Source organism: Telluria sp. PB2R4, from assembly GCF_059685695.1.
This window is the reverse complement of sequence record NZ_JCASIC010000015.1, coordinates 26460-51254: the sequence shown is the minus strand read 5'-3', so window position 1 is coordinate 51254 and position 24795 is coordinate 26460. Positions and strand designations below refer to the sequence as shown.

Genomic DNA, 24795 nt, shown 5'->3' with positions numbered 1-24795 from the left:
GCGTCGATGAACGGCAAGCTGTATCCCGCCTCGGCCGGCCTGTCGAAAGACGCGCGGGATGCCGGCCGCGCCGCCATCTTGCTGCGCCGTCTCATGGGATATCGTTCGGCTTTCGCTTCCTTGGAATCGATGAATAAGGGTCAGCCCTGCTTGTTCGTTGCAAAATTCTAAAGCTCAGGAGTAAGGATGCCTCGACTGGAATTGACCGATCACGAACTCATCGTTCATCTCGGAAAATGGGAGAAGATGATGGCACTGACGTCTGATATCCGCGTTCAAATCGCACAAATAAAGGGGGCTAGAGAAGCGTGCGGCTTTGGCGGTGCGGGCGGCATGAAGCTCGGCTGGCGCATGCCCGGAACTCATACCCCATTCGTGATCGCAGCTGGAACGTTCATTCGTCATGGCGAAAGACAGTTCATTTTCACGCAGCGTAAGCTGCAAACGGTCGTGATCGAGTTGGACCACAAAGAATGGTCCCGGCTGGTTATTGGCGTGCCCGATGCCAATGCTGAAGCGTCCAGAATCAATGCTGCTGTTGCGCGTTTGCGCAGTCTCGATTAGGACGGAGACGTACTCGTGCGCGCCTGGACCGACGGGCTGGTGTTGTTTGTCGGGCGAACTCCGGTTTGAGCTGCGTAATCACCCCGATTTCGAAGCAGCAGCAGTTGGCGCGTTACGCGAACTGATTCACGGTGCGTCATCGCTCTCCAAGGCGGCAGTGCACGGAGCGATTGGGATTTCGTACAATCAGGCCAAGACATTGATTGAGATGCTAAGCGATGATTGAATGCATGCTGAAAGGAAGCTGCCTGTGCGGCGCTGTCGTCTACCAGGCTGCGGGCCCGGTAGACAGCGCCAGCCACTGCTATTGCACCATGTGCCAGAAGCAGCATGGTGCGGCTGCCGGCACCTACGCCAATATCGCACGCGCCGGCTTGCGCATCGAACGCGGCGAGGACTTCATCACCGAGTACGCGTCCTCCGACCACGGCCGGCGCGCGTTTTGCCGGCAATGCGGTTCCACCCTGTTCTGGCGCAGCGAGCACTCGCCCGAGCGCATCGCCGTCACCCTGGGCACGCTGGACACGCCCTTCACCGAACCGGTCGAGATCGAACTGCACCCCGACACCAGGCCGCCCTGGCTGCCGCTCAGGTAGCTGCTCAGTCAGCCGCTCAAGCAGCCTGCCTGAGCAATGGGAACACATGGCCTTGCCCTGCCTGCGGCATGCGCCGCCAGGCTGGCGCCGGTCACAGCGTGTTCACGGTGCCGCCGTCGATGCGGTGCTCGGACCCGGAGATCGAGGCGGCACGCGGCGATGCGAGGAAAACGATCAAGTCGGCGACTTCCTCGGGCCTGGCAGGCCGGCCAAGCGGAATGCCTCCCAGCGAATCCATCACCGCGCGCTTGCCCCCTTCGTAGTCCATTCCAGCCTGGGCGGCCAGCCTTTCCGCCAGTCGCACGGATGCCTCGGTCTCGATCCACCCTGGCGCGACGGACAGCACGCGCACACCCTTGGGCATGACTTCCTTCGCCAGGGACTTGCTGTACGTCGTGAGCGCCGCCTTGGCCGCGGCATAGGCGGTGGTCGATTCAGGCAGCGGCATCAGGCGCTGGATCGAACTGACATGGATGACGACACCCGAGCCTTGGGCTAGCATCGAGGGCAATAGCGCGCGATCCAGGCGTACCGCGGACATCAGATTCAGGTTCAGTTCCGCCATCCAATGCTCGTCACTGATGGCGGCGAAGCCGCCGCCTGGCGTGCCAGATCCACCCAGCACGTTGATCACGATATCGACACCGCCCCAGTCCTGGAGGACCGCCTGGGCGACGTGGGCCACGCCGTCGGCCGTCGTCAGATCGGCAGGAATATAGGTGACACCGTCCATCGGTGCGGCTGGAACGGTGCGCGCGGATGTCGCCACCCGGGCCCCGGCCTGCAACAAGGCGTGCACGACTGCCGCGCCCAGCCCCATCGTACCGCCGGTCACCACTGCCCGCAGGCCATCGAGTCGAAGGTCGAAGCTCATACGCTGATCTCCAGGCTGGCGATCAGGCCGCGCTCGAGGCGGAACCGTAACTTGAGATCGATCGGACTGCCTGGAAAACTGCCGGCCACGTGGCAGTAGACCACATGAACACCATCGATCAGCTCCATGGAGAATGGCTCGGTGGTGTAGGTGTACAGCGTCGACGACTCGGTTTTCCATGCTTTGATGGCTTCGCGGCCGAGATGGGTTCGCCCTTCGTCTTTCACGACACCCTGGGGGGTGAAACAGCGGGCGACCTCATCGGGACCTTGCATATCGGCCGCCAAGTAGGCGGTGATCGGGTCGGGAAGAATAAAAGCTGACATGGCGAACTCCTTGGTGGAAAGTTCATAGCGTGCCAGATGGCGTCAGTTTAGTGAATGCACTAGAATCAGTATTTGCTATGTAGAAAAGAGACCATAATGCGTGGATCCGACTTTGCCGAGCTGAAGGCCTTTGTCGCCGTCGTCGAACGCCGGAGCTTCGCCCGGGCGGCCGAGCATCTCGGTTTATCGCCTTCCGCACTCAGCCAGACTATCCGCCAGCTCGAAAGCCGCATCGGCGCACGGCTCCTCAACCGCACTACCCGAAGCGTCGCGCCATCGGCGAGCGGCGAGCAACTCTATGGCCGCCTGGCCCCCTTGTTTCGGGAAATGGCGGTGGCCGTCGCCGAAGCCAGCGAGGCCACAGGGCAGATGAGTGGCACGCTTCGGATCAACACGCTGGGCATTGCAGCAAGAACGGTCATCGCTCCCCGGCTTGCACGCTTTCATCAAGCGCACCCGGATGTCGTGCTCGACATCGTGGTCGACGACGCGCTGGCCGATATCGTTGCCGGCCGCTTCGACGCAGGCATTCGCGTGGGGGGACGGCTCGAAAAGGACATGGTGGCGATCCGCCTGACGCCAGACCTGAACATGGTCGCGGTGGCGTCTCCTGACTACCTCGCGCGCCGGGGCATCCCTCAGTCACCCGCCGATCTGCACGAGCATGCATGCATCAACTGGCGGCTCCAGATGGAGGGCAGGCATTATCGCTGGCAGTTCAAGAAGGGGGAAGATCAATTCGACGTGGCGGTGGACGGCCCTGTCGTTACCAATCACGCCGACATCGGCATTGCCGCCGCCCTGAACGGACTCGGCATTGCCTATCACTTCGAGGAAGATGGCGTGGGTGTGCTGTTGGCGCAGGGACGGCTGGTTCGCGTCCTTGCGGACTGGTCGATCTCGCGCCCGGGGCTGTTCCTTTACTATCCGAACAGGCAGCATCGCCCGGCGCCCCTCGGTGCATTCATCGACTGTCTGCTGGATCGGCCACCATTCGATCGACCCTGAGCAGGGCGGGCGTCGCCGGCGACTTCGCCGGCGTGCAGCTGCGGCCTTGCCAGTGAGGAGACAGGTCCGGCCCGGTGATCCGGACCCGCCGCTACAGGGCAGGAATCAAGACCTTGTCGACCACGTGGATGACACCATTGCTGGCCCGTACGTCGACCGGAGCGATCTTTGCCTGTACCGGTGTGGTGTCGCGCACCGTCGGCGGCGTGCCGGCGGAGAACACCAGGTTCTGGCCGGCCAGCGTGGCCACCGGCGTGCCGAACGGGATCTGCGTCGACAGCACCTGGCTGCCCAGCACGTGGTAGGTCAGCACGGTCCGCAACTGGGCGGCGCTCAGGTTTTGCGGCGCTGCGGCAAAAGCGGCATTGGTCGGGGCGAACACGGTGAACGGCCCGGCGCCGCTGAGCGTCCCCTGGAGGTTCGCGCTGGTCACCGCGGTGACCAATGAACTGAAGATCGGATTCGCCTGGGCCATCTGGACGACGTTGAGTACACCCGGTGGCACCAGCACCTTGTCGATCGCATGGATCACGCCGTTGCTGGCGGCCACGTTGGGCGTCACCACGGTTGCGGTGGTCAACGCCGCATCGGTAATCTTCACGCCGCTGGTAAAGTCGAAGTTCAGGCGCGCCGGCGCGTTGGCGAAGGTGTAGGCGCTCGCTTGCGTCGCGCCGCCGGCGACCAGGTCCGCCGCCAGCTTTTTGGTGCCCAGTACGTGGTAAGTCAGGATGCTTTGCAGGGCGCTCGGCGGCAAGGCGCTGACCATCGCGGTGGCATCGGCGTAGCCGAGCCGGCGTGCCAGGTCGGTGAACGCCTGGTCGGTCGGGGCGAAGACCGTGAGCTGTGCGTTGGTATCGGCCAGCGTGTTGCCGATGCCGGCCTTGGTCACCGCCGCCAGCAAGGCATTGAATCCCTGCTGCTGCGCGACCTCGGCGATCGTCGCCTGCTTGAGCGGCTGCATATCGTCATCGTCGTCGCCGCCACACCCGGCCAAGCCGCCGGCAAGTGCCGCGGCAGCCAATCCGTATTTCAGAAAATCTCGTACGTTCATCTGCGTCTCCCGATCGTCTCTGCGCGCGTCTTTCCCGCAAGAGCGGGAAAGTCCTTGAGTCGTCGGCCGCTTGCATGCGTTCTGCGGCAGCATGCCGGCCTTGACGGTTCGACTATAAAACGCCGACGCGCACGCACGAATGATGAACCGCCTAAAATCGGGACACTATTGGGTCATTCTGGCGAATTAGCGCAGAAAATCGGGATTGATTGCAAAAAATCCGGTTCACATATCGGGACAAGCAATAAGGAAAATCGACGATGGCGCTTCAGGCACGCAGCCGCTCAGCGCTTGACGACGATCGGCTTCAGCCCGAACGAGGAAGGTACGGAGCGCGCCGCCTCCAGCGCATCGTCGCGCTTTTCGAAAGGCCCGCCGTACAGGCGGTTCACCGATCCCACCTTGACCACTTCGAGCTTGCCGACTTCGACGCCGGCCTCGCTGAGCCGTTCACTCATGGCTTCCGCGGTACCGGCGCGGCCGTAGGCGCCGAGCTGGACGTAGAAGGTTCCGCGCGGCACCAGCTTGGGCACGACCTGCGCCACTGCCGCGCTGTCGGTGCGCACCCGGTCTTCCAGCATCAGCGCCGCGATCTCGGGCGGCGCCGACTGTGCTTCCGAGGCAAGGCTGCGGCGTTCCGAGGCCATGCGGATCGGGTCGTTCGGGAACAGGCGTTCGACCTCGACCTGGTGGCTGCCCTTGCCCAGCAGGCCGAGCTTGAGCGCCGCCGTGTACGAGACGTCGACGATGCGGCTGGCGTGGAAGGGACCGCGGTCATTGATGCGCACCACCACCGACCTGCCGGTTTCGACGCTGGTGATGCGTGCATAGGAAGGAATCGGCAAGGTCGGGTGCGCGGCCGTCATCTTGTACATGTCGTAGAGCTCGCCCGACGAGGTCTTTTGGCCGTGGAACTTGACCCCGTACCAGCTGGCCACGCCACGCTGGACGAAAGGATTCTGGTGGAGGATCGGGGTATAGGTCTGGCCGAATATCGAATAGGGACGGTTGGCCCACTTGGCATAGGGTTCGGCCTTGACCACCGCATCGGGCAGGTCCATCAGGCCGGGCGGCGGATTGAGGCCGGGGCCGTCGTCCTTGTAGTAGCCGCCGCGCCCGGACCTGGCGGGTGGCAGCTTGGGTACGTCGCCATGCTTTGCCGTGGGATGCTTCCACGGCAGCGGAATCAGGCTTTTACGCTCGCCGGAATCGGTGGTGCCGCAGCCGACGAGTTGTGTTGCAAGCAATGCCGAGCCGATGACCGTAGCAAAGGTCGTTACAAATCTGTTTCTTGGAACGGCCATTCAAACGTCCTTGTTCGATTACGTCTGCACCAGTTTACGATGTCTTTGAATACTCATCAATATACCAGCGCCGAGCCCGAGCGTAATGAAGGCTGTGCCGCCATAGCTCATGAAAGGCAGCGGAACTCCGACGACCGGCAGGATACCGATCACCATGCCCATGTTGACGAACGCATACGTGAAGAACATCATCGTGATCGCGCCGGCCAGCAGGCGCGAAAAGGTATTCGGCGCGTTGGCCGCGATCATCAGGCCGCGCCCGATCAGCAAGAGGTAGACGAACAGCAGGAACAGGTTGCCGACCAGGCCGAATTCTTCCGAATACACGGCGAACACGAAGTCGGTGGTCTGCTCGGGGACGAACTCCAGGGCGCCCTGGGTACCCTGGCCGTAACCCTTGCCCATCAAACCACCGGAGCCGATGGCGATTTCGGACTGGATGATGTGGAAGCCTTTGCCGAGCGGGTCGGAAGTCGGGTCGAACAGCGTCATCACCCGCTCGCGCTGGTAGTCGTGCAGCATCGACCAGGCAATCGGCATTGCCGCCGCGGCGGAAACCGCCAGCGCGATCAGGGCCTTCCACGGCAGGCCGGCCAGGAAGATCACGTAGAAGCCCGATGCGCCCACCATCAGCGCGGTACCGAGGTCGGGCTGCTTGGCGATCAGGGTAAACGGGATGAGCAGGAGCACGGCGGCGATGGCGTAGTTCTTCCAGGTGTTGGCGTTGGCACGCTGCTGGAAGTACCAGGCCAGCATCAGCGGCGTCGCAATCTTGAGGATCTCGGAGGGCTGGATGTCGACGCCCACGTACAGCCAGCGCCGCGCGCCCTTCTTGATGATGCCGAACATGGCCACCGCGATCAGGAGCGCGACCCCGACCGTGTAGATCGGCACCGCGAGCCGCATCAGGGTCTGGGGCGGCACGTTGGCCGCGATCCACATGACGCCGAACGCCAGGATGAAGTTGCGGATCTGGTGCTCGACGCGGTCGGGGTACTCGGCGCCGGCCGAGGTCATGGTGATCACGCTGGTCATCATCAGCACGAACAGCACCAGGCCGAGCGGCCAGTCGAATACGGTGAAGTACGGACGCAGGCGGCGCCGCAGCGAGCGGCGTTCTCGAATGTGCGCCATGGCTTATTCCTTTCGGGTGACGGGTGCGGCAGCGGCCTGGACCACCGGCACCGGTGCGGCCTTGGGCGCGGCGCCGGCCGGCGCATCCTTCGGCTTCGGCGGTGGCGGACGCTTGCCCAGCAGGTAGTAGTCGAGCGCCTTGCGCGCGATCGGCGCCGCGGCGGCCGCGCCGAAGCCGGCGTTCTCGACGATCAGGGCCAGCGCGATCTTCGGCTTGTCGGCCGGCGCGAAGGCGACGTAGAGCGCATTGTCGCGATGGCGCTCGTCGATGGCGCTGGCATTGTATTTCTGGCCCTTCAGGCCGATCACCTGCGCGGTGCCGGTCTTGCCGGCCGAGATGTAGCCGGCATTGGCAAAGGCGCGGTGGCCGGTGCCGTACGATTCCTGGGTCACGCCCACCATGGTGTGCTTGATGAAATCGATGTTTTCCTGCTTGAGCGGAATGCGCCGGGATTCCTTCGGCACGGTCAGCGAACGCTGCTTGGTGGCGCCGTCCTCGATCATCTTCACCAGGTGCGGCTTCATCACCACGCCATTGTTGGCGAGGGTCGAGACCGCGTGCGCCAGCTGGATCATGCTGTAGTTGTTGAAGCCCTGCCCGATCGAGATCGAGATGGTGTCGCCGCCGACCCACTTGCCTGCGCGCGGGTTCTTGCGGAAGCGCTGCGCCTTCCACTCCTTGGACGGCAGCACGCCGGTCCTCTCGTGGTCGAGGTCGATGCCGGTCGGATGACCGAAACCGAACTGCCCCATGAAGTTCGAGATGTTATCGATGCCCATCTCGTTGCCGAGCTGGTAGTAGTAGGTGTCGCAGGACTCCACCACCGACTTGTACATGTCGACGTAGCCGTGGCCGCCCGGCTTGTCGTCGTTGAAGCGGTGCCCGCCCAGCACGTAGAAGCCCGGGTCGCGGATGCCGTCGCTCGGCTTGCGGAAGCCCAGTTCGAGCGCGGCCAGGGCCATGAAGGGCTTGAAGGTCGACCCCGGCGGATAGGTGCCCGACAGCGGCCGGTTCATCAGCGGCCGGTCGAGCGAGGTGTTCAGCTCGTTCCAGTTCTGGGTGTCGATGCCGTCCACGAACAGGTTCGGGTCGTAGCCCGGGCGCGAAACGTAAGCCAGCACGTCGCCGGTCTCCGGTTCGATCGCCACCAGCGCGCCGCGCTGCTCGCCGAAGGCTTCCTCGACGATCTTCTGCAGTTCGATGTCGATCGACAGGATCAGGTTGCTGCCCGGGGTCGGCGGGGTGCGCGCCAGGGTGCGGATCGCCCGGCCGCCGGCGGTGCGTTCGACCTGCTCGTAGCCGGTAGTGCCGTGCAGGTAAGTCTCGTACTTCTTCTCGACGCCTTCCTTGCCGATATGCTCGGTGCCGTTGTAGTTGGCATCCAGGCCGTCCTCTTCGAGCCTGGCCGCCTCTTTCTGGTTGATGCGGCCGATGTAGCCGATCACGTGCGAAGCGCTTTCGCCCAGCGGATACTGGCGGAACAGGCGCGCCTGCACCTCCACGCCCGGGAAGCGGAAGCGCTGCGCGGTGAAGCGCGCCACCTCGTCGTCGGTCAGGCGGGTGCGCAGCGGCACGCTGGCGAAGCTGCGCGACTCTTCCAGCAAGCGCTTGAAGCGGCGCCGGTCGCGCGGCTCGATGGCGATCAGCTTGGACAGCTCGTTGATGGTCGACTCCATGTTGGCCTGCAACTTGGCGGGCGTGATCTCGAGCGTGTACGCCGAATAATTACGCGCCAAGACCACGCCGTTACGGTCGACGATCAGGCCGCGGTTGGGCACGATGGGCACCAGCGCGATGCGGTTGCCCTCGGCCTGCAGCACGAACTGGTCGTGGCGCAGCACCTGCAGCCAGACGAAGCGCCCCACCAGCAGGGAGAAGCAGATGAAGACCAGCGCCACCAACGCCGTGAGGCGCATGCGGAACAGGTGGATCTCGCGGTCGTTGTCCTTGAATTCGGTCACGGCGAAAAGCTCATTGGTGCGGTCGGATCGGGATCAGATCGGCCGGGTATGGTCGCGGTCGACGGCGCGGCGCTGCGGCGCCAGCAGCAGCCAGGTGATCACCGGCCACAGGGCGACTGCGACCAGGCTCTCGACGAAGTGCAGCACGCCCGGGAAACGCCCCGACGCAGTGAAGTGGACGAAGGCCTGCACCGCCTGCGCCAGCAGCAGCAGCGGGAACACGTGCATGGCCTGGGTCATCACGGGGAACCACAGCACGCGGCGGTGGATCATGATGGCCAGGTAGGACAGCAGCGTATAGGCGAGCGCGTTCTCGCCCAGCAGGCTGGCGTCGTGCACGTCCATCAGCAGGCCCATGACGAAGGCGACGCCGATGCCGACCTTGCGCGGCTGGTGGATGCCCCAGAACACCAGGACCAGCGCGACGAAGTCGGGCGCGCCGCCCCAGCGGCCCATCGGCAGCAGGTTGAGCATGAAGGCGCACACCAGGCTGAAGGTGATGAACAGCGGGCTGACGGGCAGCAGGATGTAGTGCGGACGGTTACCGGGCATTATTGGCCCTCCCTGGTGGCCGGGCGTGGGTTGCCGGACGTGGTGGCGGCTGCGGCCGGGGTGATCGAGGTGGCTGCGGCGGGCTGAGGAGCCGGCGGCCTTGCCGTACTCACGGCCGGCGCGGCCTGCTGGGCGGCGCCGGCGGCCGCGGCGCCCACGCCTTGGGTCGTCTGCGCCGGCACGCCCTGCGGCGGCAGCGGCGCCGGCGCCAGCGGCGGCACCGGGATCGGCGCCATGTCCGGCAGCTTGCGGCGCGTGGCCGTAGCCTGCTTCTCGGCCTGGGGGCGCGGCGGCAGCTTCGACTGCGACATGATGACCAGTACCTGGCGGTGGCGGTCGATGCCGGCCAGCGGCTGGCACACCACGCGTCCGAAGGCGCCGGCGGCGACGTTCTCGACCTGCACCACCTTGGCCACCGCCAGGCCGGCCGGGTACATGCCGTCCAGGCCCGAGGTGACCAGCACGTCGCCGACCTGGATGTCGGCATTGGCCACCACGAAGCGCAGATCGAGCAGGCCGGACTGGCCGCGGCCGTAGGCGATGCTGCGCAGGCCGCTGCGCAGCACCTGCACCGGAATCGCCTGGTCCTTGTCGGTGAGCAGCGTGACCTCGGAAGTGAACGGGAACACGCGCGTGACCTGGCCGACCACGCCCGCATGGTCGATCACCGGCAGGCCGGGCACGACGTCGTTGCGCGAGCCGCGGTCGATCACGATGCGGCGGGTGGAAGGGTCGCGGGCGTCGTACAGGATCTCGGCCATCTGCGCCTGGACCGGCAGGTGGGCGCGCGCATCCATCAGGCGGCGCAGCTGCGCGTTCTCGGCCATCTGGAGCTGGGCCTGCTGCAGCACGCGCGCCTGCGCCAGCTCCTGGATCTTGAGCTCGCGGACTTCTTTCTGGAGGGAGGAAATCGAGGAGAAGTAGCCGGCCATGTTGCCGAGCGCTTCACGCGGCATCAGGGCAGCCATCTGCACCGGATAAAGGACGGTGGCGGCCACCTGGCGCACCGAAGCCAGGGTCTGGTAGCGGGCGTCGACGACCAGCAGCAGCACCGAAATCAGGGCGAAGACGATCGCCTTGACCCGGGCAGGGGCACCTTGTTTGAAAAGCGGCGGCGGACTGTATTGCATGCCCTATTGGCGTCCTGTCTAGGCGGCGAACGGTGCGAATGCCAACGCGGGCAGACGCGCGCGGCCCATGCCGCACGCCCTGCCCGCTGTCACATCGGCCGCGCCGTCGTGTTGGTGTTATTCGTAGGAGAAGATCGAGCCCAGCTTGTCCATGCGCTCGAGCGCCATGCCAGAGCCGCGCACCACGCAGGTCAGCGGGTCTTCGGCCACCAGCACCGGCAGGCCGGTCTCTTCCATCAGCAGACGGTCGAGGTCGCGCAGCAGCGCGCCGCCGCCGGTCAGCATCATGCCCTTTTCGGCGATGTCGGCGCCCAGTTCCGGCGGCGCCTGTTCCAGCCCGTTCTTCACGGCCGAGACGATGTTGTTGAGCGGGTCGGTCAGGGCTTCCAGGATCTCGTTGCTCGAGATGGTGAACGAGCGCGGGATGCCTTCGGACAGGTTGCGGCCCTTGACTTCCATTTCCTTGACTTCCGAACCCGGGAAGGCGGACCCTATTGCCTTCTTGATCGCCTCGGCGGTCTGTTCGCCGATCAGCATGCCGTAGTTGCGGCGGATGTAGTTGACGATGGCTTCGTCGAACTTGTCGCCGCCGACGCGCACCGAACCCTTGTAGACCATGCCGCCCAGCGAGATGATGCCGACTTCGGTGGTGCCGCCGCCGATGTCGACCACCATCGAGCCGGTGGCGTCCGAGACCGGCAGGCCGGCGCCGATCGCGGCCGCCATCGGCTCTTCGATCAGGTAGACCTGCGAGGCGCCGGCGCCGAGGGCCGATTCGCGGATCGCGCGGCGCTCGACCTGGGTCGAACCGCAGGGCACGCAGATGATGATGCGCGGCGACGGGCGGAAGAACTTGGAGTCGTGCACCATGCGGATGAACTGCTTGAGCATCTGCTCGGTGACGGTGAAGTCGGCAATCACGCCGTCCTTCATCGGGCGGATGGCCTCGATGTTGCCCGGCACCTTGCCCAGCATCTGCTTGGCTTCCTTGCCGACCGCCTGGATCGTCTTCTTGCCGTTCGGACCGCCTTCCTGGCGAATCGCGACGACCGATGGCTCGTCCAGCACGATGCCCAGGCCGCGCACGTAGATCAGGGTATTGGCGGTGCCGAGGTCGATCGCCAGGTCATTCGAGAAGTAGCTGCGTAAAGAACCAAACATGTGTGTCCTGATGGCGCGTCGAACTGCGCGTGAAAATTGATAGAAATTGTCTTCGCCGCACCCGCCCGGAGGGTCGTGTTGCAACTACCTGGGCAGCGCGGTCTTTCCTGCGGCGGGCGGCCTTTCAGCCCGACAGCGCATTAGCCCGCCATTCTACCTTATAATTTGTCGATTAAATGCCGAAAACGGGCGGTTTTACCCCCCAATTCCAAGGCGAGATCGGCGGTGTTTCCAAGGTTTTATCGGACGTAGCACGCCGTTCGCTGACTGCTTGCCAACTTTCGTTATTAGCCCAACCACATTTTGCACGCGGCTTCGCGCCGCGCCCCTTGCCATGTCCCTGACACTTTCAGACGTAAAACGCATCGCCAACCTGGCCCAGCTCGAGATGGATGACGCCCACGCCGAAACCGCGCTGGCCGAGCTGAACGGCATCTTCGCCCTGGCCGAACAGATGCAGGCGGTGGACACGACCGGTGTCGCGCCGCTGTCGCAGCCGCTCGCAAGCATCATGGCGCTGCCGCTGCGCCTGCGCGACGACGTGGTCACCGAAGAGAACCGCCGCGAGGACTACCAGGCGCCGGCGCCGAAGGCGCAGGACGGCCTGTACCTGGTCCCGAAGGTCATCGAGTAATCCACGCAACCCGCTCCTCAAGAGACACGCACATGCACAACAAGACCATCAAAGAGCTGTCCGCGCTCCTGCAATCGAAGCAGGTCTCGAGCGTCGAACTGACCGGCCACTACCTCGACCGCATCGAAGCGAGCAGCCACAACGCCTTCCTGCACCTGGACCGCGCGCGTTCGCTGGCGCAGGCCGCGAGCGCCGACGCGCGCATCGCCGACGGCAGCGCCGGCCCGCTGACCGGCGTGCCGATCGCGCACAAGGATATCTTCGTCACCCGTGGCTGGCGCACCACAGCCGGCTCGAAGATGCTGGCCAATTATGAAAGTCCGTTCGACGCCACCGTGGTCGAACGCTTCGGACGCGCCGGCATGGTCACCCTGGGCAAGGTCAACCTCGACGAATTCGCGATGGGCTCGGCCAACGAGAACTCGGCCTTCGGCGCAGTGAAGAACCCCTGGGATCCGCTGGCCGTGCCGGGCGGCTCCTCGGGCGGCTCGGCCGCCGCGATCGCCGCCCGCCTGGCGCCGGCCGCCACCGCCACCGACACCGGCGGCTCGATCCGCCAGCCGGCCGCATTCTGCGGCGTCACCGGCATCAAGCCGACCTACGGCCGCGTGTCGCGCTTCGGCATGATCGCGTTTGCTTCGTCGCTCGACCAGGGCGGCCCGATCGCCCAGACCGCCGAGGATTGCGCGCTGCTGCTGAACGACATGATCGGCTTCGACGAGCGGGACTCGACCAGCCTGACGGTCGAACAGGGCAACGCGGCCGAGGACTACACCCGCGACCTGAACAAGCCTTTGGCCGGCCTGCGGATCGGCGTGCCGAAGGAATACTTCGGCGAAGGCCTGGCAAGCGACGTCGAAAGCGCCGTGCGTGGCGCCCTGGACGAATTCGTCAAGCTGGGCGCCACCCTGGTGGAGATCTCGCTGCCGAAGACCGCGCTGTCGATCCCGACCTACTACATCATCGCCCCGGCGGAAGCATCGAGCAACCTGTCGCGCTTCGACGGCGTGCGCTACGGCCACCGCGCCAGCGAGTACAAGGATCTGCAAGACATGTACCGCAAAACCCGCGCCGAAGGTTTCGGCCGCGAGGTCCAGCGCCGCATCATGGTCGGCACCTACGTGCTGTGCCACGGCTACTACGACGCCTACTACGTGCAGGCGCAAAAGATCCGCCGCCTGATCGCCGACGACTTCCAGGCCGCCTTCGCCGACAAGTGCGACGTGATCATGGGCCCGGTGGCGCCGACGGTGGCCTGGGACCTGGGCAGCAAGGCGAACGACCCGGTGGCGAACTACCTGGCCGACATCTATACCCTGTCGACCAGCCTGGCGGGCCTGCCGGGCATGTCGATCCCGGTCGGTTTCGGCCAGGGTGAAAAAAACGGCAAGCGCCCGGTCGGCCTGCAAATCATCGGCAATTACTTCGCCGAAGCGAAGCTGCTGAACATCGCGCACCAGTACCAGCAGGTGACCGACTGGCACACCCGCGCGCCGGAAGGCGTGTAGGGTGGGCGGGTCTCCCGCCCACGCGTTCAACTAACGCCAGCGCACCACAGAAAAAGAGAGAATAGATATGCAATGGGAAGTCGTCATCGGTCTTGAGAACCACGTGCAGCTCACGACCAACTCGAAAATCTTCAGCGGCAGCTCGATCCGCTTCGGCGCCGAGCCGAACACCCAGGCCAGCCCGGTCGACCTGGCGCTGCCGGGCGTGCTGCCGGTCCTGAACCGCGGCGCCGTCGAGCGCGCGATCCGCTTCGGCCTGGCCGTCGGCGCGAAAATCGCGCCGCAGTCGGTGTTCGCCCGCAAGAACTACTTCTACCCCGACCTGCCGAAGGGCTACCAGATCAGCCAGTTCGAGGACCCGGTGGTCCAGGGCGGCACCATCAGCTTCGCCTACGAGAAGGACGGCAAGCTGGAGACCAAGACCGTCAACCTGACCCGGGCCCACCTGGAAGAGGATGCCGGTAAATCGCTGCACGAAGACTATGCCGGCATGAGCGGCATCGACCTGAACCGCGCCGGCACGCCGCTGCTCGAGATCGTGTCCGAGCCGGAGATGCGCAGCGCGAACGAGGCGGTGGCCTATGCCAAGGCCCTGCACTCGCTGGTGGTGTGGCTGGGCGTCTGCGACGGCAACATGCAGGAAGGTTCGTTCCGCTGCGACGTCAACGTCTCGGTGCGCCCGATGGGCCAGAAGGAATTCGGCACCCGCTGCGAGATCAAGAACCTGAACTCGTTCCGCTTCATGGAAGAAGCGATCCACTACGAAGTGCGGCGCCAGATCGAGCTGATCGAAGACGGCGGCAGGGTGATCCAAGCGACCCGCCTGTGGGACCCGGACAAGAAGGAAACCCGCTCCATGCGCACCAAGGAAGACGCGCAGGATTACCGCTACTTCCCCGACCCGGACCTGCCTCCGCTGGTGATCGGCCAGGACTGGATCGACCGCATCCAGGGCGAGATGCCCGAACTGCCGGGCGCCCTGCGCGCGCGCTTCACCGGCGACTACGGCCTGCCGGAGTACGACAGCCTGGTACTGACCTCCTCCAAAGCGATGGCGACCTACTACGAAGCCGTGGTGGCCGAGGCCGGCAAGGAAAATGCGAAAGCTGCCGCGAACTGGATGATGGGCGACGTCTCGTCGACCCTGAACCGCGAAGGCGTGGAACTGGACGCCTCGCCGGTGTCCGCCGCCCAGCTGGCGCTGCTGCTCAAGCGCATTGCCGACGGCACCATCTCGAACAAGGCCGGCAAGGAAGTGTTCGCCGCCATGTGGGAAGCGAAATCCGGCGAGGTCAATCTGGCTGACACCGTGATCGAGCAGAAGGGCCTGAAGCAGATTTCGGACACGGGCGCGCTCGAAGCCATCGTCGACGAAGTGCTGGCCGCCAACGCCAAGTCGGTGGAACAGTACCGCGCCGGCAAGGAAGCCGCGATCAACGCACTGATCGGCCAGGCCATGAAGGCATCGAAAGGCAAGGCCAACCCGGCCCAGGTGACCGAGCTGCTGAAGAAGAAACTGGCAGGCTAACCGGCCCGCTGTGCAAAAAACCGGAGCATGCTCCGGTTTTTTTACGTCCGCAGAATCAGACGCCGTAGCGGGCGCGGTAGGCGGCGACGGCCTCTTTATGTGCGCCCAGGTCGGCGCCGGCGTCGTTGGAGAGGTAGGTGAACAAATCGTCCAGGTTGGCGATCGAGATCACCGGGATGCCGAACTCGTTCGACACCTGCTGCACCGCCGAGTGCTCCGACAGCGCGCCATCCTTGCCCGAGCGCTCCATGCGGTCGAGCGCAATCAGCACGGCCGCCGGCTCGGCGCCCGCGGCGCGGATCATGTCGACCGATTCGCGCACCGAGGTGCCGGCCGAAATCACGTCGTCGATGATCACCACCTTGCCCGCCAGCCTGGCGCCGACGATGGTGCCGCCCTCGCCGTGGTCCTTGGCTTCCTTGCGGTTGTACGCGAAGGAGGTGTTGCGGCCCTTGGCGGCCAGCGCCACGGAAGTAGCCGATGCCAGCGTGATGCCCTTGTAGGCCGGGCCGAACAGCATGTCGAACTGCACGCCCGAATCGAGCAGCGTCTGCGCGTAGAACCCGGCCAGCTGGCCCAGTGTCGCGCCGTCGTGGAACAGGCCTGCGTTGAAGAAGTACGGCGACTGGCGTCCCGCCTTGGTCGTGAATTGACCGAACTTCAATACCTCGGCCTTCACCGAAAACGCAATAAACTCCTGGCGCAGATCGCTCACGTGCTTCTCCTGAATAATCGAAAGCGCTTATTGTAAACCGCCAGGTCGACGCTGCGCCGGTCCGGTCGATTCACTCCTGAGCGGACTGCCGGCCCCTTTCCAGCATCCGCCCGGGCTTGCGGAAGCTGCGTTCTGGCCGCACGGCGCCTGCGCACGTTTCCGGTCACGTCGACGACCACGGTCATCACGCCGTGGCGCTCGCCGCTGGTCTTGTACAAAGCCTCCAGGTCGACATTGAAGAAGCGCTCGACCGGCATGCCGCCTCCGTCTGGCAATACCAGTCCCAGCTCCTCCTCGCGCCAGGCCTGGCCGGTCTCGAAGACGTGCTCCAGCGCCGCTTCGACCGCGCCATACCGCAACTGCGGCAGCGCCTCCGCCAGGCGCTTGCCGACCAACTGACGTTGGCCGAACAGGTCGCAGAAGTGCCGGTTCGCGAGGCGAAAACGCAGGTCGGGCGCCATCAACAGGGCCACGGCGACCGGCGAATCGATCAGCAGACGTTCGCGCTGCGTCAGTACGGCGGCGCCCTCGTTGCACTCGGTATCGTCGCGCGTCATCACGACGCCGTAACGCAGCCGGCCATTCTCGAAAGAGCTGCTGGAACACATCTTCACATGGCGGATTGTCCCGTCCTTGCAACGCAGCCGCGCCGGCTGGTCGGCCAGGGCGCCGCCCGACAACAAGGTGTCCAGGATCAGGTCGACGATCTCGACGTCGACGTGGAAGTTGGCGATATGGCGGCCAACGTATTCTTCCCAGCGGTAGCCGAGCATCTGCAGCTCGCCACGGTCGGCCCACAGGATGGTGCCGTCCGGACCCACGCGATGCAGGCCTTCGACGACCTCGCCCGGTTCGGAGCGCCGCTGGAAGCCCGGCGCCTCGCTTCCCGCCGCAGTCGCCATCTGTTCGCGGCGCGCCTGTGCGAGCGAGCGTCCCTTGAGATCGAGGTTGGCACCGTGCACCGTGCTGCCGTAGGCACGGTCATACCCGGCGCAAATGTCTTCAAAGGCCTGGGCTTGCGCCGCATCTGGAAACAGGCGCCATGAATAGGCGCCGTAGAGGGCCAGTCGGTAGTCCGCGCACAGCATCTCCAACAACTGTTCCAGCCGCACTGCGGCTTGATAGCGGCCCTGGGCGCACAGCAGTGCGGCCATCTCGACGAACACGTGCACCGGAGCGGAGCTCGATGCGGCGCCGGCCAGGAGCGGCGCGAACATGGCGCGACACCGCTGCTCGTCCGGCCAGCCATCGACCAGCAGGCTCTCCAGGGTGGCGTCGGCGTCGAGATAGAGCACGCCGCCGGGAGTGGCGAGCAGGCCCCGGATACCGGCGCAATGCGCCGGGGTCGCGATCACCATGCTGGCGGCACGGACGGAACGTGCTGCTTCGAGGAAACCAGCGACCTCGGCCAGCAACGCGGCTTCATCGGCATAGAAGCGAACGATACGGGGAAGGCCGCTGCCAGGAAAAGCACTATCGGTATTGATCTTCATGGACCATGCTGAAAGTTGCGGTTGCGCCACGCATCCAGATTTCGAAAAACCTGGAATTGCCAGACAATGTAGACCAGTAGTCTAGCATGCTGCGGCGCAGCATTTTCTCGCCCAATTTGGATAGATATCAAGTTCCGGGTAGACACAAAACGCGCTAAACTGTGGTCGCTTCTGGCCACACGCTGGCCGCCATCTTCACTCACACGATCCATGCCACGAATCATTTCAGCAAACCTGAACGGTATCCGTTCCGCCCACAAAAAAGGTTTTTTCAACTGGCTCGCCACCCAGTCCGCCGACTACATCTGCGTGCAGGAACTGAAGGCGCAGCAGGCCGACATGACCGAGGAATTCCTCGCGCCGCACGGCTATCACGGCCACTTCCACTACGCCGAAAAGAAGGGCTACTCGGGCACCGGCGTCTACAGCCGCACGGCGCCGGACAACAAGCGCATCGGCTTCGGGTGCATGGAATTCGATGCCGAAGGCCGCTACACCCGTTGCGACTTCGGCAACCTGACCGTCATCTCGGTGTATTGCCCGTCCGGTTCCTCGTCGCCGGAACGCCAACTGGCCAAGTTCCGCTTCATGGAAGTGTTCCTGCCACACCTGGCCGAGCTGAAGGCGGAAGGCCGCGAAGTTGTGATCTGCGGCGACTGGAACATCGCGCACAAGGAAATCGACCTCAAGAACTGGAAGAGCAACCAGAAGAACTCGGGCTTCCTGCCGGAAGAACGCGCCTGGATGACCCGCATCTTCGACGAGATCGGCCTGGTGGACGTGCACCGCGTGGTGGCTCCGGAAGCCGCCGACTACACCTGGTGGAGCAACCGCGGCCAGGCCTATGCCAAGAATGTGGGCTGGCGTATCGACTATCACGTCGCTACCCCGGGACTCGCGGCGCGCGCCAAGTCGGTCTCGATCTACAAGGACGAGAAATTCAGCGATCACGCCCCGCTCATCATTGATTACGATCTCTAATAGTCACCCATGATCTATAAGCTTTGCTTCTAGATCTCTGTCCCCCACGTCGGGGGGATTCGCTGCCGTTTTGATGCAAAAATGCACCACTTCGGCAGCTTTGGCGAAATGGCATGCCTTTTTGTTGATACTATCCGTGTGGTAACTTTCTAATCAGAATGTTCCGTTGTCGGAACAACAACGGCGCCATGACCTCGACCTCCCCTATCTCTTCCGCCTTCCCGACCACCTCCGCCAGGACGGTCGACGGAGTCACCCATATCGACCTGAACTTCGCGTCGGCGATGGGCAAGGGAAGCGGCTCGATCTTCGTCACCGACGGCGCCGTCCAGACCGTGATCGACCGCGTCACCGGCCAGCCCAAGCTGCGCGTGGTCGGCGCCACCTTCACCAAAGAGATTGCACTCGACCAGGTGCAGGTCAGCGGCACCCACGTGCTGTTCGACGCCGCCGGGCTGCCGCCTGGCGCCAGCCTGAACGTGTACATGGGCGCCGGCACGCTGCTCAGCGGCGGCAAGCCCGCCGGCGCCATCACTGCGCCGGGCAGCGCCAGCTTCACCACGCCGGCAGGCGAGCCGATACCCGCACTGAGTGCGACCGTTGCGCTGGCCGAGGGCGTCCTGATGGCCGGCGCGCCGCTCGAGATGGTCGTCACCTTCTCGCATGCGGTCGATGAAGTCCCTTCGTCCGTCTTCAGCGCCGAGCATGCGCGGGTCGAGTACGTGTCGCACAGCGCGGACGGGCTGAGCTGGCGGTTCAGGCTGGTGCAGGACGACAGCGTCGATTCCGCGGCGAATGTCGTGCGCCTGAACCTGGCCGCCGTCCAGCCGCGCCACGACGTGCCGCACACCGGCACCGTCACATCGTCGCCGTATGCGGTCGATACGCTGGTCGACTCCCACGTCGGCGCCGAGCTCCGGCTTGTCCATGACAACGGCACCAGCGGGAGCGACGGCATCACCAATGACCCTCGCCAGATCGTTTCCGGCACCCTGGTCGGCACCATCGACGAAGGCGAGCACCTCGAGCTGGTGATCAACGGCCGCACGGTCGATTCGTCGACCATCGGCTTTTCCACCTCGGACGGGATCACGACCTGGCGCTACGACAGCGCGAGCGAGCGCGTCGGGGACGAGCCTGTCCACCACTTCCGTGACGGAGCGAACACGATCGAGGCGCGCGTCGTCGGCAATGGCCACGCCAGCCCGGCGGTGACGCGCTTCGTCACGATGGATACGGAAGCGCCCGGGGTGGCAAGCGCGCCCGAAGGCCATGTCGCGATCGACCTCGACGCCAGCCTGGTCATCACCTTCACCGAAGCCGTGCACTGGTCCGCCGACACCGAGACCGACGATCCGGAGTACAGGGACGACATGCTGGCGATCTGGATCGGCGACGGCCAGCGCCGGATCGCCTTCGACACCAGCTGGCTGTCACCGGACGGACTGACCCTGCGCATCCCCCCCGCGGTCCACGAGCTGATGCCGGACGTGAGCTACTGGATCGTCCTGCCCCGCACCCTGACCGACACCGCCGGCAACCCGCTCGACGAGTACGAAATCGCTTTCCATACCGATGACGGCCTGCTGCCGAGCGCCGAGCAGGTCACCGTATATACCTACGGCAGCCGCCACTACGGCGCCGGCGACGAGATCGAGTTCTATGTCAGTTTCAGCGAGGACGTGCAGGAGGGCGCGACGCTGCCGGCGCTGGTCCTGAACAACGGCAGGGAAGCCCGGTTCGTCGAGGCGTACGGCAACCAGATGCTGTTCGTCTACACGGTCGCCGAGAACGACGACATCGCCAGGCTGGCTATTGCCGACACGTCGACACTGGCGGGACGGGTCGCCGACCTGTCCGGCAAGCTGCTGGATGCGGCCCACATCGAATTCGACGCCATTCACGACGGCTACGGGTCGCTGGCCGAGCTCGTGATCGACACCACCGCGCCGGTTGCCCCGGCGGCTGCGACGCTGGCCGCTGCGAGCGATTCCGGCACGCCCGGCGACAACATCACCAACGACGCGTCCCCGGCGCTGCGTGGCAGCGCCGAGGCGCACGCGCGCATCCGCATCTATGAAGGGTCGACCCTGCTTGGCAGCACCGTCGCCGACTCTTCCGGCGCCTGGCACATCGGCTCGATCCTGCCGCTGACGGACGGCGTGCACGACCTGACGGTCGTGCAGCGCGACCGCGCCGGCAACGAAAGCGGCGCTTCCGACGTGTTGGCGCTGCGGGTCGATACCGCCGCGCCGGTGGCCCCGGCGGCGCCCGTGCTGGACGCCGCCAGCGACTCAGGCACGCTCGGCGACGGCATCACCAGCGACAATTCGCCCACCCTGTCCGGCACGGCGGAAGCCCATGCCACGGTCGAGATCTACGAAGGCGGCACCCTGCTCGATTTCGCCACCGCGGATGCCAGCGGGGCCTGGAGCGTGACCATCGGCTCGGCCTCGCTGCTGGCGGATGGCCTGCACGACATCACGGTCAGGCAGGTCGACCGCGCCGGCAACAAGAGCGACGCCTCGCCTGTCCTGGCGCTGACGATCAGCGGCGCAACGGCGAACCCGCCGGCCGCTCCGGCGGCGCCGGCGGCGCCTGTGCTGGCCTCGGCCAGCGACTCGGGCACGCCCGGCGACGGCATCACCCATGACAACTCGCCTACCCTGTCCGGCACGGCACTGGCCAATGCCACGGTCGAGATCTACGCGGGCACCAGCCTGCTCGGGACCACCACCGCGAACACCAGCGGCGCCTGGAGCCTGACCCTCGGCACGCCGACACCGCTGCCGGACGGCGTGTGGGAGCTGACGGCGAGGCAGGTGGACGGCAGCGGCAACCGCAGCGCCGTTTCGGCGCCGCTGGCGCTGACGATCGACAGCGTCGTGCCGGTGGCCCCCAGCGCCCCGGCCTTGGCGAGCGGCAGCGATACCGGCTACCTCGGCGACCGTACCAGCGACAATTCGCCGACGCTGTCCGGCGTCGTCGAGGCCCATGCCACGGTCCAGGTCTACGACGGGGCGGCCCTGGTGGGCACGGCCACCGCCAATGCCGACGGCCTCTGGTTCGCGACCCTCGGATCGGCGACCGCGCTGCCGGACGGCGTGCACAGCCTCACGGTCAAGCAGGTCGACCGCGCCGGCAACACCAGCGCGGCATCGCCGGCGCTGGCGCTGACAATCGACACCGTGGCGCCGGGCGCGCTGTCCGCCCCTGTCCTCTACACCGACAGCGGCATCTCGAACAGCGACGGCATCACGAACGAGCGCTACGCTGTCCTGCACGGCAGCGGCGCGGAGCCGTACGCCGAGATCAGGATCGTGCTCGGCGCGGCCGAATACGGCCGCGGAGTCAGCGACGCGGCCGGCAACTGGACCGCCCAGGTCAGCGCCCCGCTGGAGGAAGGCACGTACACCTTCAAGGTGCGCCAGGTGGACCAGGCCGGCAACCTCGGCGCCGAATCGCCATCGGTCACATTCGAGGTCGACCGCACCGGACCGTCCAGCGCGCCGCCCAAGCCGCTGCTGGCCCCAGCCAGCGACACCGGCGTCTCGCACAGCGACGGCATCACCAACGACACGACCCCGACCTTCACCGGCAGTGGCGCCATGGCCAACAGCGTCGTGGCGCTGTTCGTGGACGAACGCGAAGTGGGCGACGCCATCACGGACGCGCTGGGCAACTGGACCATCACCAGCAGCGCGCTCGGCGAGGGCTACCACAGCGTCGGCCTGAAGCAGTTCGATGCCGCCGGCAACAAGAGCGGCTATTCCGAATCGTTCAACCTGCAGATCGACACCAGCGCGCCGACAGCGGCGCTGCCCGCCCCCGACCTGGACCAGGCGAGCGACAGCGGCAGCTCGTTCACCGACAACCTCACCAACGACGCCACGCCGACCTTCAGCGGCGGTGGCGCGCTGGCGGGCGCCGAAGTGGCCCTGATTTTGGGCTCCAGCGAAATCGGCCGCGCGACGGCGGACGCCTCGGGCAACTGGTCGATCACCAGCAGCGCGCTGGCGGACGGCGTTCACCAGGTGCGCGTGCGCCAGTTCGACCTGGCCGGCAACCAGGGTCCCGATTCGGATCCACTGGGCTTGACCATCGATACCGTGGGTCCGTCGCTGACGAACCTCGCTGGCAGCCTCATCGGCAGCCGGTTCGACCTGGGCTTCGACGAAGCGATCCGATTCCATTCGAGCGGCCGGTTCGACCTTCGCGGTCCCGACTCGAGCACTTCTTACGACGCCGACAACAGCGGCAATGGCTGGCAAATCACGGGTGAGGGCAATGTCCTGAGCTTTAACATCACGCTGACCGGCTTGCTGCGCATGCAGTGGCAAAACAACAGCGTGACCGACCTGGCGGGAAACGCCGCCGTCATCGGGGTCCCGGAGTGGGAGTTTTCGATCCTTTGACCCGCGTCAGGGCCAGTCGAGCCGGAAGCCGCTGTCGAAGCGGCGCGGCTGGCCGTGAAGCGGATCGTCGAACGCGATCGAGCGCGCCAGCAGCTGCAGCGGCGCGCTGAAATCGTCGCCCTTGCACGGCAGCGCCACCGGATAAAAGGCGTCGTTCAGGATCGGCGCGCCGAGGCTTGAGAGGTGCAGGCGCAGCTGGTGCTTGCGGCCGGTGTGCGGATGCAGCCGGTAATGCGCCACGTCGCCGCGCCGCTCGATCAGCTCGACCAGCGTTTCCGAATTCGGCTCGCCCGGCACCTCCCTGCTGACGAAGAACTGCTCCGCATCCTGCATGCGGCTGCGGTAGGTAAAGGGGAATTCCCGGCCCTCGATCGGACCCGCGAGCGCCTCGTACACCTTGGTCACCACCCGTTTCTGGAACATCGACTGGTAGGCCCCGCGCGTCGCCGGGTTGTGCGAGAAGATCACCACGCCCGCAGTCTCGCGGTCGAGCCGGTGGATCGGCACCAGGTGCGGCAGGTCGAAGCGTTTTTTCAGACGGACGAGCAGGGTCTCGTGCAGGAAGCGTCCGGTCGGGATGGTCGGCAGGAAGTGCGGCTTGTCGGCCACCAGCAGGTGCTCGTCCTGGTACAGCACCGCTTCCTGGAACGGGATCGGGGTTTCTGGCTGCTCCAGCTCGCGGTAGTACCAGATGCGCATGCCCCGGCGCACCTGGCTGTCGGCGGTCAGCGGCACGCCTTTGGCGTCGACGATCTCGCCGCGCGCCAGGCGCCGCGCCCAGGCGGCTTCGGTCACGTCGGGAAAGCGTTCGGCCAGGAAGTGCAGCATGCCGCCGGCGACGGTCTCGGTCAGCCACAGGTAGCTGGGCGCAACGCCCTCGCGCACCGGCAGCGGCACGTAGGCATTGGCTTCGGCCTGGCGGCCTTTCCTGCTACCAGCCATCAACGCAGGGCGACATTGGTCCGGTAAGGCGGCAGCTTGGCGGCGGTGGTGCCCTTGGCGCGCGCGTAGACAGGCAACAGGACGTTCATGTGCGCCTGCATGTCGTTGATGCGGCTCTCACCGCCCGGGTGGGTCGACAGCAGCTCGATCGGCGCGCGCTTGTCCAGCGCCGCCATCTTGCGCCACAGGGCGATGCCGGCGCGCGGGTCGTAGCCGGCGCGGGCGGCGATGTCCAGGCCCACCAGGTCGGACTCGCGCTCATCGTCGCGCGAGAACTTCAGGCCGGCGAACTGGGCGCCATAGTTGGCAATGGTGCCGGTGATGCCCGGGTCGATGCCGAAAATGCCCGAAAGCAGCGCGCCGCCAATACGGGCGCCCGCATTGGTCAGGCCCTGCTTGGCTATCTTTTCGCGGCTGTGCTCGCGCAGGGCATGGGCGATCTCGTGCCCCATCACGGCCGCGACTTCATCGTCGGTCAGCTTAAGCGAGGTCAGGATGCCGGTAAAGAAACCGATCCGGCCACCCGGCATGCAGAAGGCGTTGACGTCCTTCGCGTCGATCACGTTGACCTGCCACTGCCACTGGGTGGCATCCTGGTTCCAGCGCGCCGTATGCGGGATGATGCGCTTGGCGATGGCACGCAGGCGCTGCACTTCCGGATGCGAGGGCGGCAGCAACACGCCCTTCTGCTGCGCCTGGCTCATCATCTGCGTGTATTGCTGCGCTGCCGCTTCATTGAGCTGTTCCGATGGAATCAGCTTGCTGAGGCGCGACAAGGGCCTGACTTCGATGCCGTCCTGGACCGTCGTGTTGCGGCTATCCTGGGCGACGGCGTTGCCGATGCCCGATGTGCCGAGCGCGGCAAGCAGGGAAAGACTTGCTGCCAGATTTTTCATTTTTGTCATTTCGTTACCGAT

Annotated in this window: 22 protein-coding genes; 9 read left to right on the top strand and 13 right to left on the bottom strand. The window is 65.5% G+C overall.

Annotation, left to right across the window (positions count from 1 at the left end; genetic code table 11):
• The first annotated feature begins 6 nt into the window (after positions 1–6).
• The 3 genes from AC56LU_RS21040 to AC56LU_RS21030 all read left to right on the top strand — a co-directional run bounded on the left by AC56LU_RS21040 (position 7) and on the right by AC56LU_RS21030 (position 1160).
• Positions 7–171 (top strand): hypothetical protein, encoded by a 165-nt coding sequence (locus AC56LU_RS21040; protein ID WP_497177566.1) that lies wholly within the window; start codon positions 7–9, stop codon positions 169–171.
• Positions 172–186: 15 nt separating this feature from the next.
• Positions 187–564: a hypothetical protein gene (locus AC56LU_RS21035; RefSeq protein WP_497177565.1), complete on the top strand. Its 378-nt coding sequence runs from the start codon at positions 187–189 to the stop codon at positions 562–564.
• Positions 565–794: 230 nt separating this feature from the next.
• On the top strand, positions 795–1160 hold the full coding sequence (locus AC56LU_RS21030; protein WP_497177564.1) for a GFA family protein: 366 nt from the start codon (positions 795–797) through the stop codon (positions 1158–1160).
• Between the two features lie 91 nt (positions 1161–1251).
• Here the strand turns inward: AC56LU_RS21030 and AC56LU_RS21025 are convergent, their stop codons facing one another.
• Both AC56LU_RS21025 and AC56LU_RS21020 read right to left on the bottom strand, forming a co-directional pair.
• Positions 1252–2034: an SDR family oxidoreductase gene (locus tag AC56LU_RS21025; RefSeq protein ID WP_497177563.1), complete on the bottom strand. Its 783-nt coding sequence runs from the start codon at positions 2032–2034 to the stop codon at positions 1252–1254.
• Positions 2031–2360 carry a nuclear transport factor 2 family protein gene (locus AC56LU_RS21020; protein WP_497177562.1) on the bottom strand — a complete coding sequence of 110 codons (330 nt, stop codon included), beginning with the start codon at positions 2358–2360 and terminating at the stop codon, positions 2031–2033. Before AC56LU_RS21020 ends, AC56LU_RS21025 begins: the two co-directional genes overlap by 4 nt.
• 96 nt (positions 2361–2456) lie before the next feature.
• Here AC56LU_RS21020 and AC56LU_RS21015 point away from each other — a divergent pair, with 96 nt between their 5' ends.
• Positions 2457–3368 (top strand): LysR family transcriptional regulator, encoded by a 912-nt coding sequence (locus AC56LU_RS21015; protein WP_497177561.1) that lies wholly within the window; start codon positions 2457–2459, stop codon positions 3366–3368.
• Positions 3369–3459: 91 nt separating this feature from the next.
• Here AC56LU_RS21015 and AC56LU_RS21010 read toward each other — a convergent pair whose 3' ends face one another.
• The 7 genes from AC56LU_RS21010 to AC56LU_RS20980 form a co-directional block, all read right to left on the bottom strand.
• A complete protein-coding gene (locus AC56LU_RS21010; protein ID WP_497177560.1) occupies positions 3460–4419 on the bottom strand; it encodes a fasciclin domain-containing protein in 960 nt (319 codons plus the stop codon).
• A 284-nt stretch (positions 4420–4703) separates the two neighbouring features.
• Positions 4704–5666 (bottom strand): septal ring lytic transglycosylase RlpA family protein, encoded by a 963-nt coding sequence (locus AC56LU_RS21005; RefSeq protein ID WP_497177559.1) that lies wholly within the window; start codon positions 5664–5666, stop codon positions 4704–4706.
• 75 nt (positions 5667–5741) lie between these two features.
• A complete protein-coding gene (gene rodA / locus AC56LU_RS21000) occupies positions 5742–6857 on the bottom strand; it encodes a rod shape-determining protein RodA (protein ID WP_497177558.1) in 1116 nt (371 codons plus the stop codon).
• 3 nt (positions 6858–6860) lie between these two features.
• Positions 6861–8819 carry a penicillin-binding protein 2 gene (gene mrdA / locus AC56LU_RS20995; RefSeq protein WP_497177557.1) on the bottom strand — a complete coding sequence of 653 codons (1959 nt, stop codon included), beginning with the start codon at positions 8817–8819 and terminating at the stop codon, positions 6861–6863.
• A gap of 33 nt (positions 8820–8852) precedes the next feature.
• Entirely contained in the window at positions 8853–9371 is a 519-nt protein-coding gene (gene mreD, locus AC56LU_RS20990; protein WP_497177556.1) for a rod shape-determining protein MreD, read from the bottom strand.
• Positions 9371–10501, bottom strand: a complete 1131-nt coding sequence (gene mreC, locus AC56LU_RS20985; protein ID WP_497177555.1) for a rod shape-determining protein MreC — start codon at positions 10499–10501, stop codon at positions 9371–9373. The genes mreD and mreC overlap by 1 nt, the downstream gene beginning before the upstream one ends.
• Positions 10502–10618: 117 nt before the next feature.
• Positions 10619–11662, bottom strand: coding sequence for a rod shape-determining protein (locus AC56LU_RS20980; RefSeq protein ID WP_027865858.1), 1044 nt, complete (start codon positions 11660–11662; stop codon positions 10619–10621).
• Positions 11663–11996: 334 nt separating this feature from the next.
• Here AC56LU_RS20980 and gatC point away from each other — a divergent pair, with 334 nt between their 5' ends.
• From gatC to gatB, 3 genes are all read left to right on the top strand, one after another.
• Positions 11997–12296 carry an Asp-tRNA(Asn)/Glu-tRNA(Gln) amidotransferase subunit GatC gene (gene gatC, locus AC56LU_RS20975; protein WP_497177554.1) on the top strand — a complete coding sequence of 100 codons (300 nt, stop codon included), beginning with the start codon at positions 11997–11999 and terminating at the stop codon, positions 12294–12296.
• A gap of 32 nt (positions 12297–12328) precedes the next feature.
• On the top strand, positions 12329–13804 hold the full coding sequence (gene gatA / locus AC56LU_RS20970; RefSeq protein WP_497177553.1) for an Asp-tRNA(Asn)/Glu-tRNA(Gln) amidotransferase subunit GatA: 1476 nt from the start codon (positions 12329–12331) through the stop codon (positions 13802–13804).
• Positions 13805–13871: 67 nt separating this feature from the next.
• A complete protein-coding gene (gene gatB / locus AC56LU_RS20965; protein ID WP_497177552.1) occupies positions 13872–15332 on the top strand; it encodes an Asp-tRNA(Asn)/Glu-tRNA(Gln) amidotransferase subunit GatB in 1461 nt (486 codons plus the stop codon).
• Between the two features lie 55 nt (positions 15333–15387).
• Here gatB and pyrE read toward each other — a convergent pair whose 3' ends face one another.
• Together pyrE and AC56LU_RS20955 are read right to left on the bottom strand one after the other, a co-directional pair.
• A complete protein-coding gene (pyrE, locus tag AC56LU_RS20960) occupies positions 15388–16047 on the bottom strand; it encodes an orotate phosphoribosyltransferase (RefSeq protein WP_497177551.1) in 660 nt (219 codons plus the stop codon).
• The gene (locus AC56LU_RS20955) at positions 16044–17540 is read right to left on the bottom strand and encodes a PAS domain-containing protein (protein ID WP_497177550.1); all 1497 of its coding nucleotides are present in this window, start codon (positions 17538–17540) and stop codon (positions 16044–16046) included. Before AC56LU_RS20955 ends, pyrE begins: the two co-directional genes overlap by 4 nt.
• 210 nt (positions 17541–17750) lie before the next feature.
• Here AC56LU_RS20955 and AC56LU_RS20950 point away from each other — a divergent pair, with 210 nt between their 5' ends.
• Together AC56LU_RS20950 and AC56LU_RS20945 are read left to right on the top strand one after the other, a co-directional pair.
• Positions 17751–18521: an exodeoxyribonuclease III gene (locus AC56LU_RS20950; protein WP_497177549.1), complete on the top strand. Its 771-nt coding sequence runs from the start codon at positions 17751–17753 to the stop codon at positions 18519–18521.
• A 188-nt stretch (positions 18522–18709) separates the two neighbouring features.
• Positions 18710–22936, top strand: coding sequence for an Ig-like domain-containing protein (locus AC56LU_RS20945; protein WP_497177548.1), 4227 nt, complete (start codon positions 18710–18712; stop codon positions 22934–22936).
• A gap of 6 nt (positions 22937–22942) precedes the next feature.
• Here AC56LU_RS20945 and AC56LU_RS20940 read toward each other — a convergent pair whose 3' ends face one another.
• Positions 22943–23878 carry a pseudouridine synthase gene (locus tag AC56LU_RS20940; RefSeq protein ID WP_497177547.1) on the bottom strand — a complete coding sequence of 312 codons (936 nt, stop codon included), beginning with the start codon at positions 23876–23878 and terminating at the stop codon, positions 22943–22945.
• On the bottom strand, positions 23878–24774 hold the full coding sequence (locus AC56LU_RS20935) for a M48 family metallopeptidase (protein ID WP_497177546.1): 897 nt from the start codon (positions 24772–24774) through the stop codon (positions 23878–23880). The genes AC56LU_RS20940 and AC56LU_RS20935 overlap by 1 nt, the downstream gene beginning before the upstream one ends.
• Between the last annotated feature and the right edge of the window lie 21 nt (positions 24775–24795).

What these genes read in the sequence shown, in the direction of transcription:
- AC56LU_RS21040 (WP_497177566.1), top strand. Translation starts at nt 7, where the DNA reads ATGAACGGCAAGCTGTATCCCGCCTCGGCCGGCCTGTCGAAAGACGCG.
- AC56LU_RS21035 (WP_497177565.1), top strand. Translation starts at nt 187, where the DNA reads ATGCCTCGACTGGAATTGACCGATCACGAACTCATCGTTCATCTCGGA.
- AC56LU_RS21030 (WP_497177564.1), top strand. Translation starts at nt 795, where the DNA reads ATGCTGAAAGGAAGCTGCCTGTGCGGCGCTGTCGTCTACCAGGCTGCG.
- AC56LU_RS21025 (WP_497177563.1), bottom strand. Translation starts at nt 2,034, where the DNA reads ATGAGCTTCGACCTTCGACTCGATGGCCTGCGGGCAGTGGTGACCGGC.
- AC56LU_RS21020 (WP_497177562.1), bottom strand. Translation starts at nt 2,360, where the DNA reads ATGTCAGCTTTTATTCTTCCCGACCCGATCACCGCCTACTTGGCGGCC.
- AC56LU_RS21015 (WP_497177561.1), top strand. Translation starts at nt 2,457, where the DNA reads ATGCGTGGATCCGACTTTGCCGAGCTGAAGGCCTTTGTCGCCGTCGTC.
- AC56LU_RS21010 (WP_497177560.1), bottom strand. Translation starts at nt 4,419, where the DNA reads ATGAACGTACGAGATTTTCTGAAATACGGATTGGCTGCCGCGGCACTT.
- rodA (WP_497177558.1), bottom strand. Translation starts at nt 6,857, where the DNA reads ATGGCGCACATTCGAGAACGCCGCTCGCTGCGGCGCCGCCTGCGTCCG.
- mreD (WP_497177556.1), bottom strand. Translation starts at nt 9,371, where the DNA reads ATGCCCGGTAACCGTCCGCACTACATCCTGCTGCCCGTCAGCCCGCTG.
- mreC (WP_497177555.1), bottom strand. Translation starts at nt 10,501, where the DNA reads ATGCAATACAGTCCGCCGCCGCTTTTCAAACAAGGTGCCCCTGCCCGG.
- AC56LU_RS20980 (WP_027865858.1), bottom strand. Translation starts at nt 11,662, where the DNA reads ATGTTTGGTTCTTTACGCAGCTACTTCTCGAATGACCTGGCGATCGAC.
- gatC (WP_497177554.1), top strand. Translation starts at nt 11,997, where the DNA reads ATGTCCCTGACACTTTCAGACGTAAAACGCATCGCCAACCTGGCCCAG.
- gatA (WP_497177553.1), top strand. Translation starts at nt 12,329, where the DNA reads ATGCACAACAAGACCATCAAAGAGCTGTCCGCGCTCCTGCAATCGAAG.
- gatB (WP_497177552.1), top strand. Translation starts at nt 13,872, where the DNA reads ATGCAATGGGAAGTCGTCATCGGTCTTGAGAACCACGTGCAGCTCACG.
- AC56LU_RS20955 (WP_497177550.1), bottom strand. Translation starts at nt 17,540, where the DNA reads ATGAAGATCAATACCGATAGTGCTTTTCCTGGCAGCGGCCTTCCCCGT.
- AC56LU_RS20950 (WP_497177549.1), top strand. Translation starts at nt 17,751, where the DNA reads ATGCCACGAATCATTTCAGCAAACCTGAACGGTATCCGTTCCGCCCAC.
- AC56LU_RS20945 (WP_497177548.1), top strand. Translation starts at nt 18,710, where the DNA reads ATGACCTCGACCTCCCCTATCTCTTCCGCCTTCCCGACCACCTCCGCC.
- AC56LU_RS20940 (WP_497177547.1), bottom strand. Translation starts at nt 23,878, where the DNA reads ATGGCTGGTAGCAGGAAAGGCCGCCAGGCCGAAGCCAATGCCTACGTG.
- AC56LU_RS20935 (WP_497177546.1), bottom strand. Translation starts at nt 24,774, where the DNA reads ATGAAAAATCTGGCAGCAAGTCTTTCCCTGCTTGCCGCGCTCGGCACA.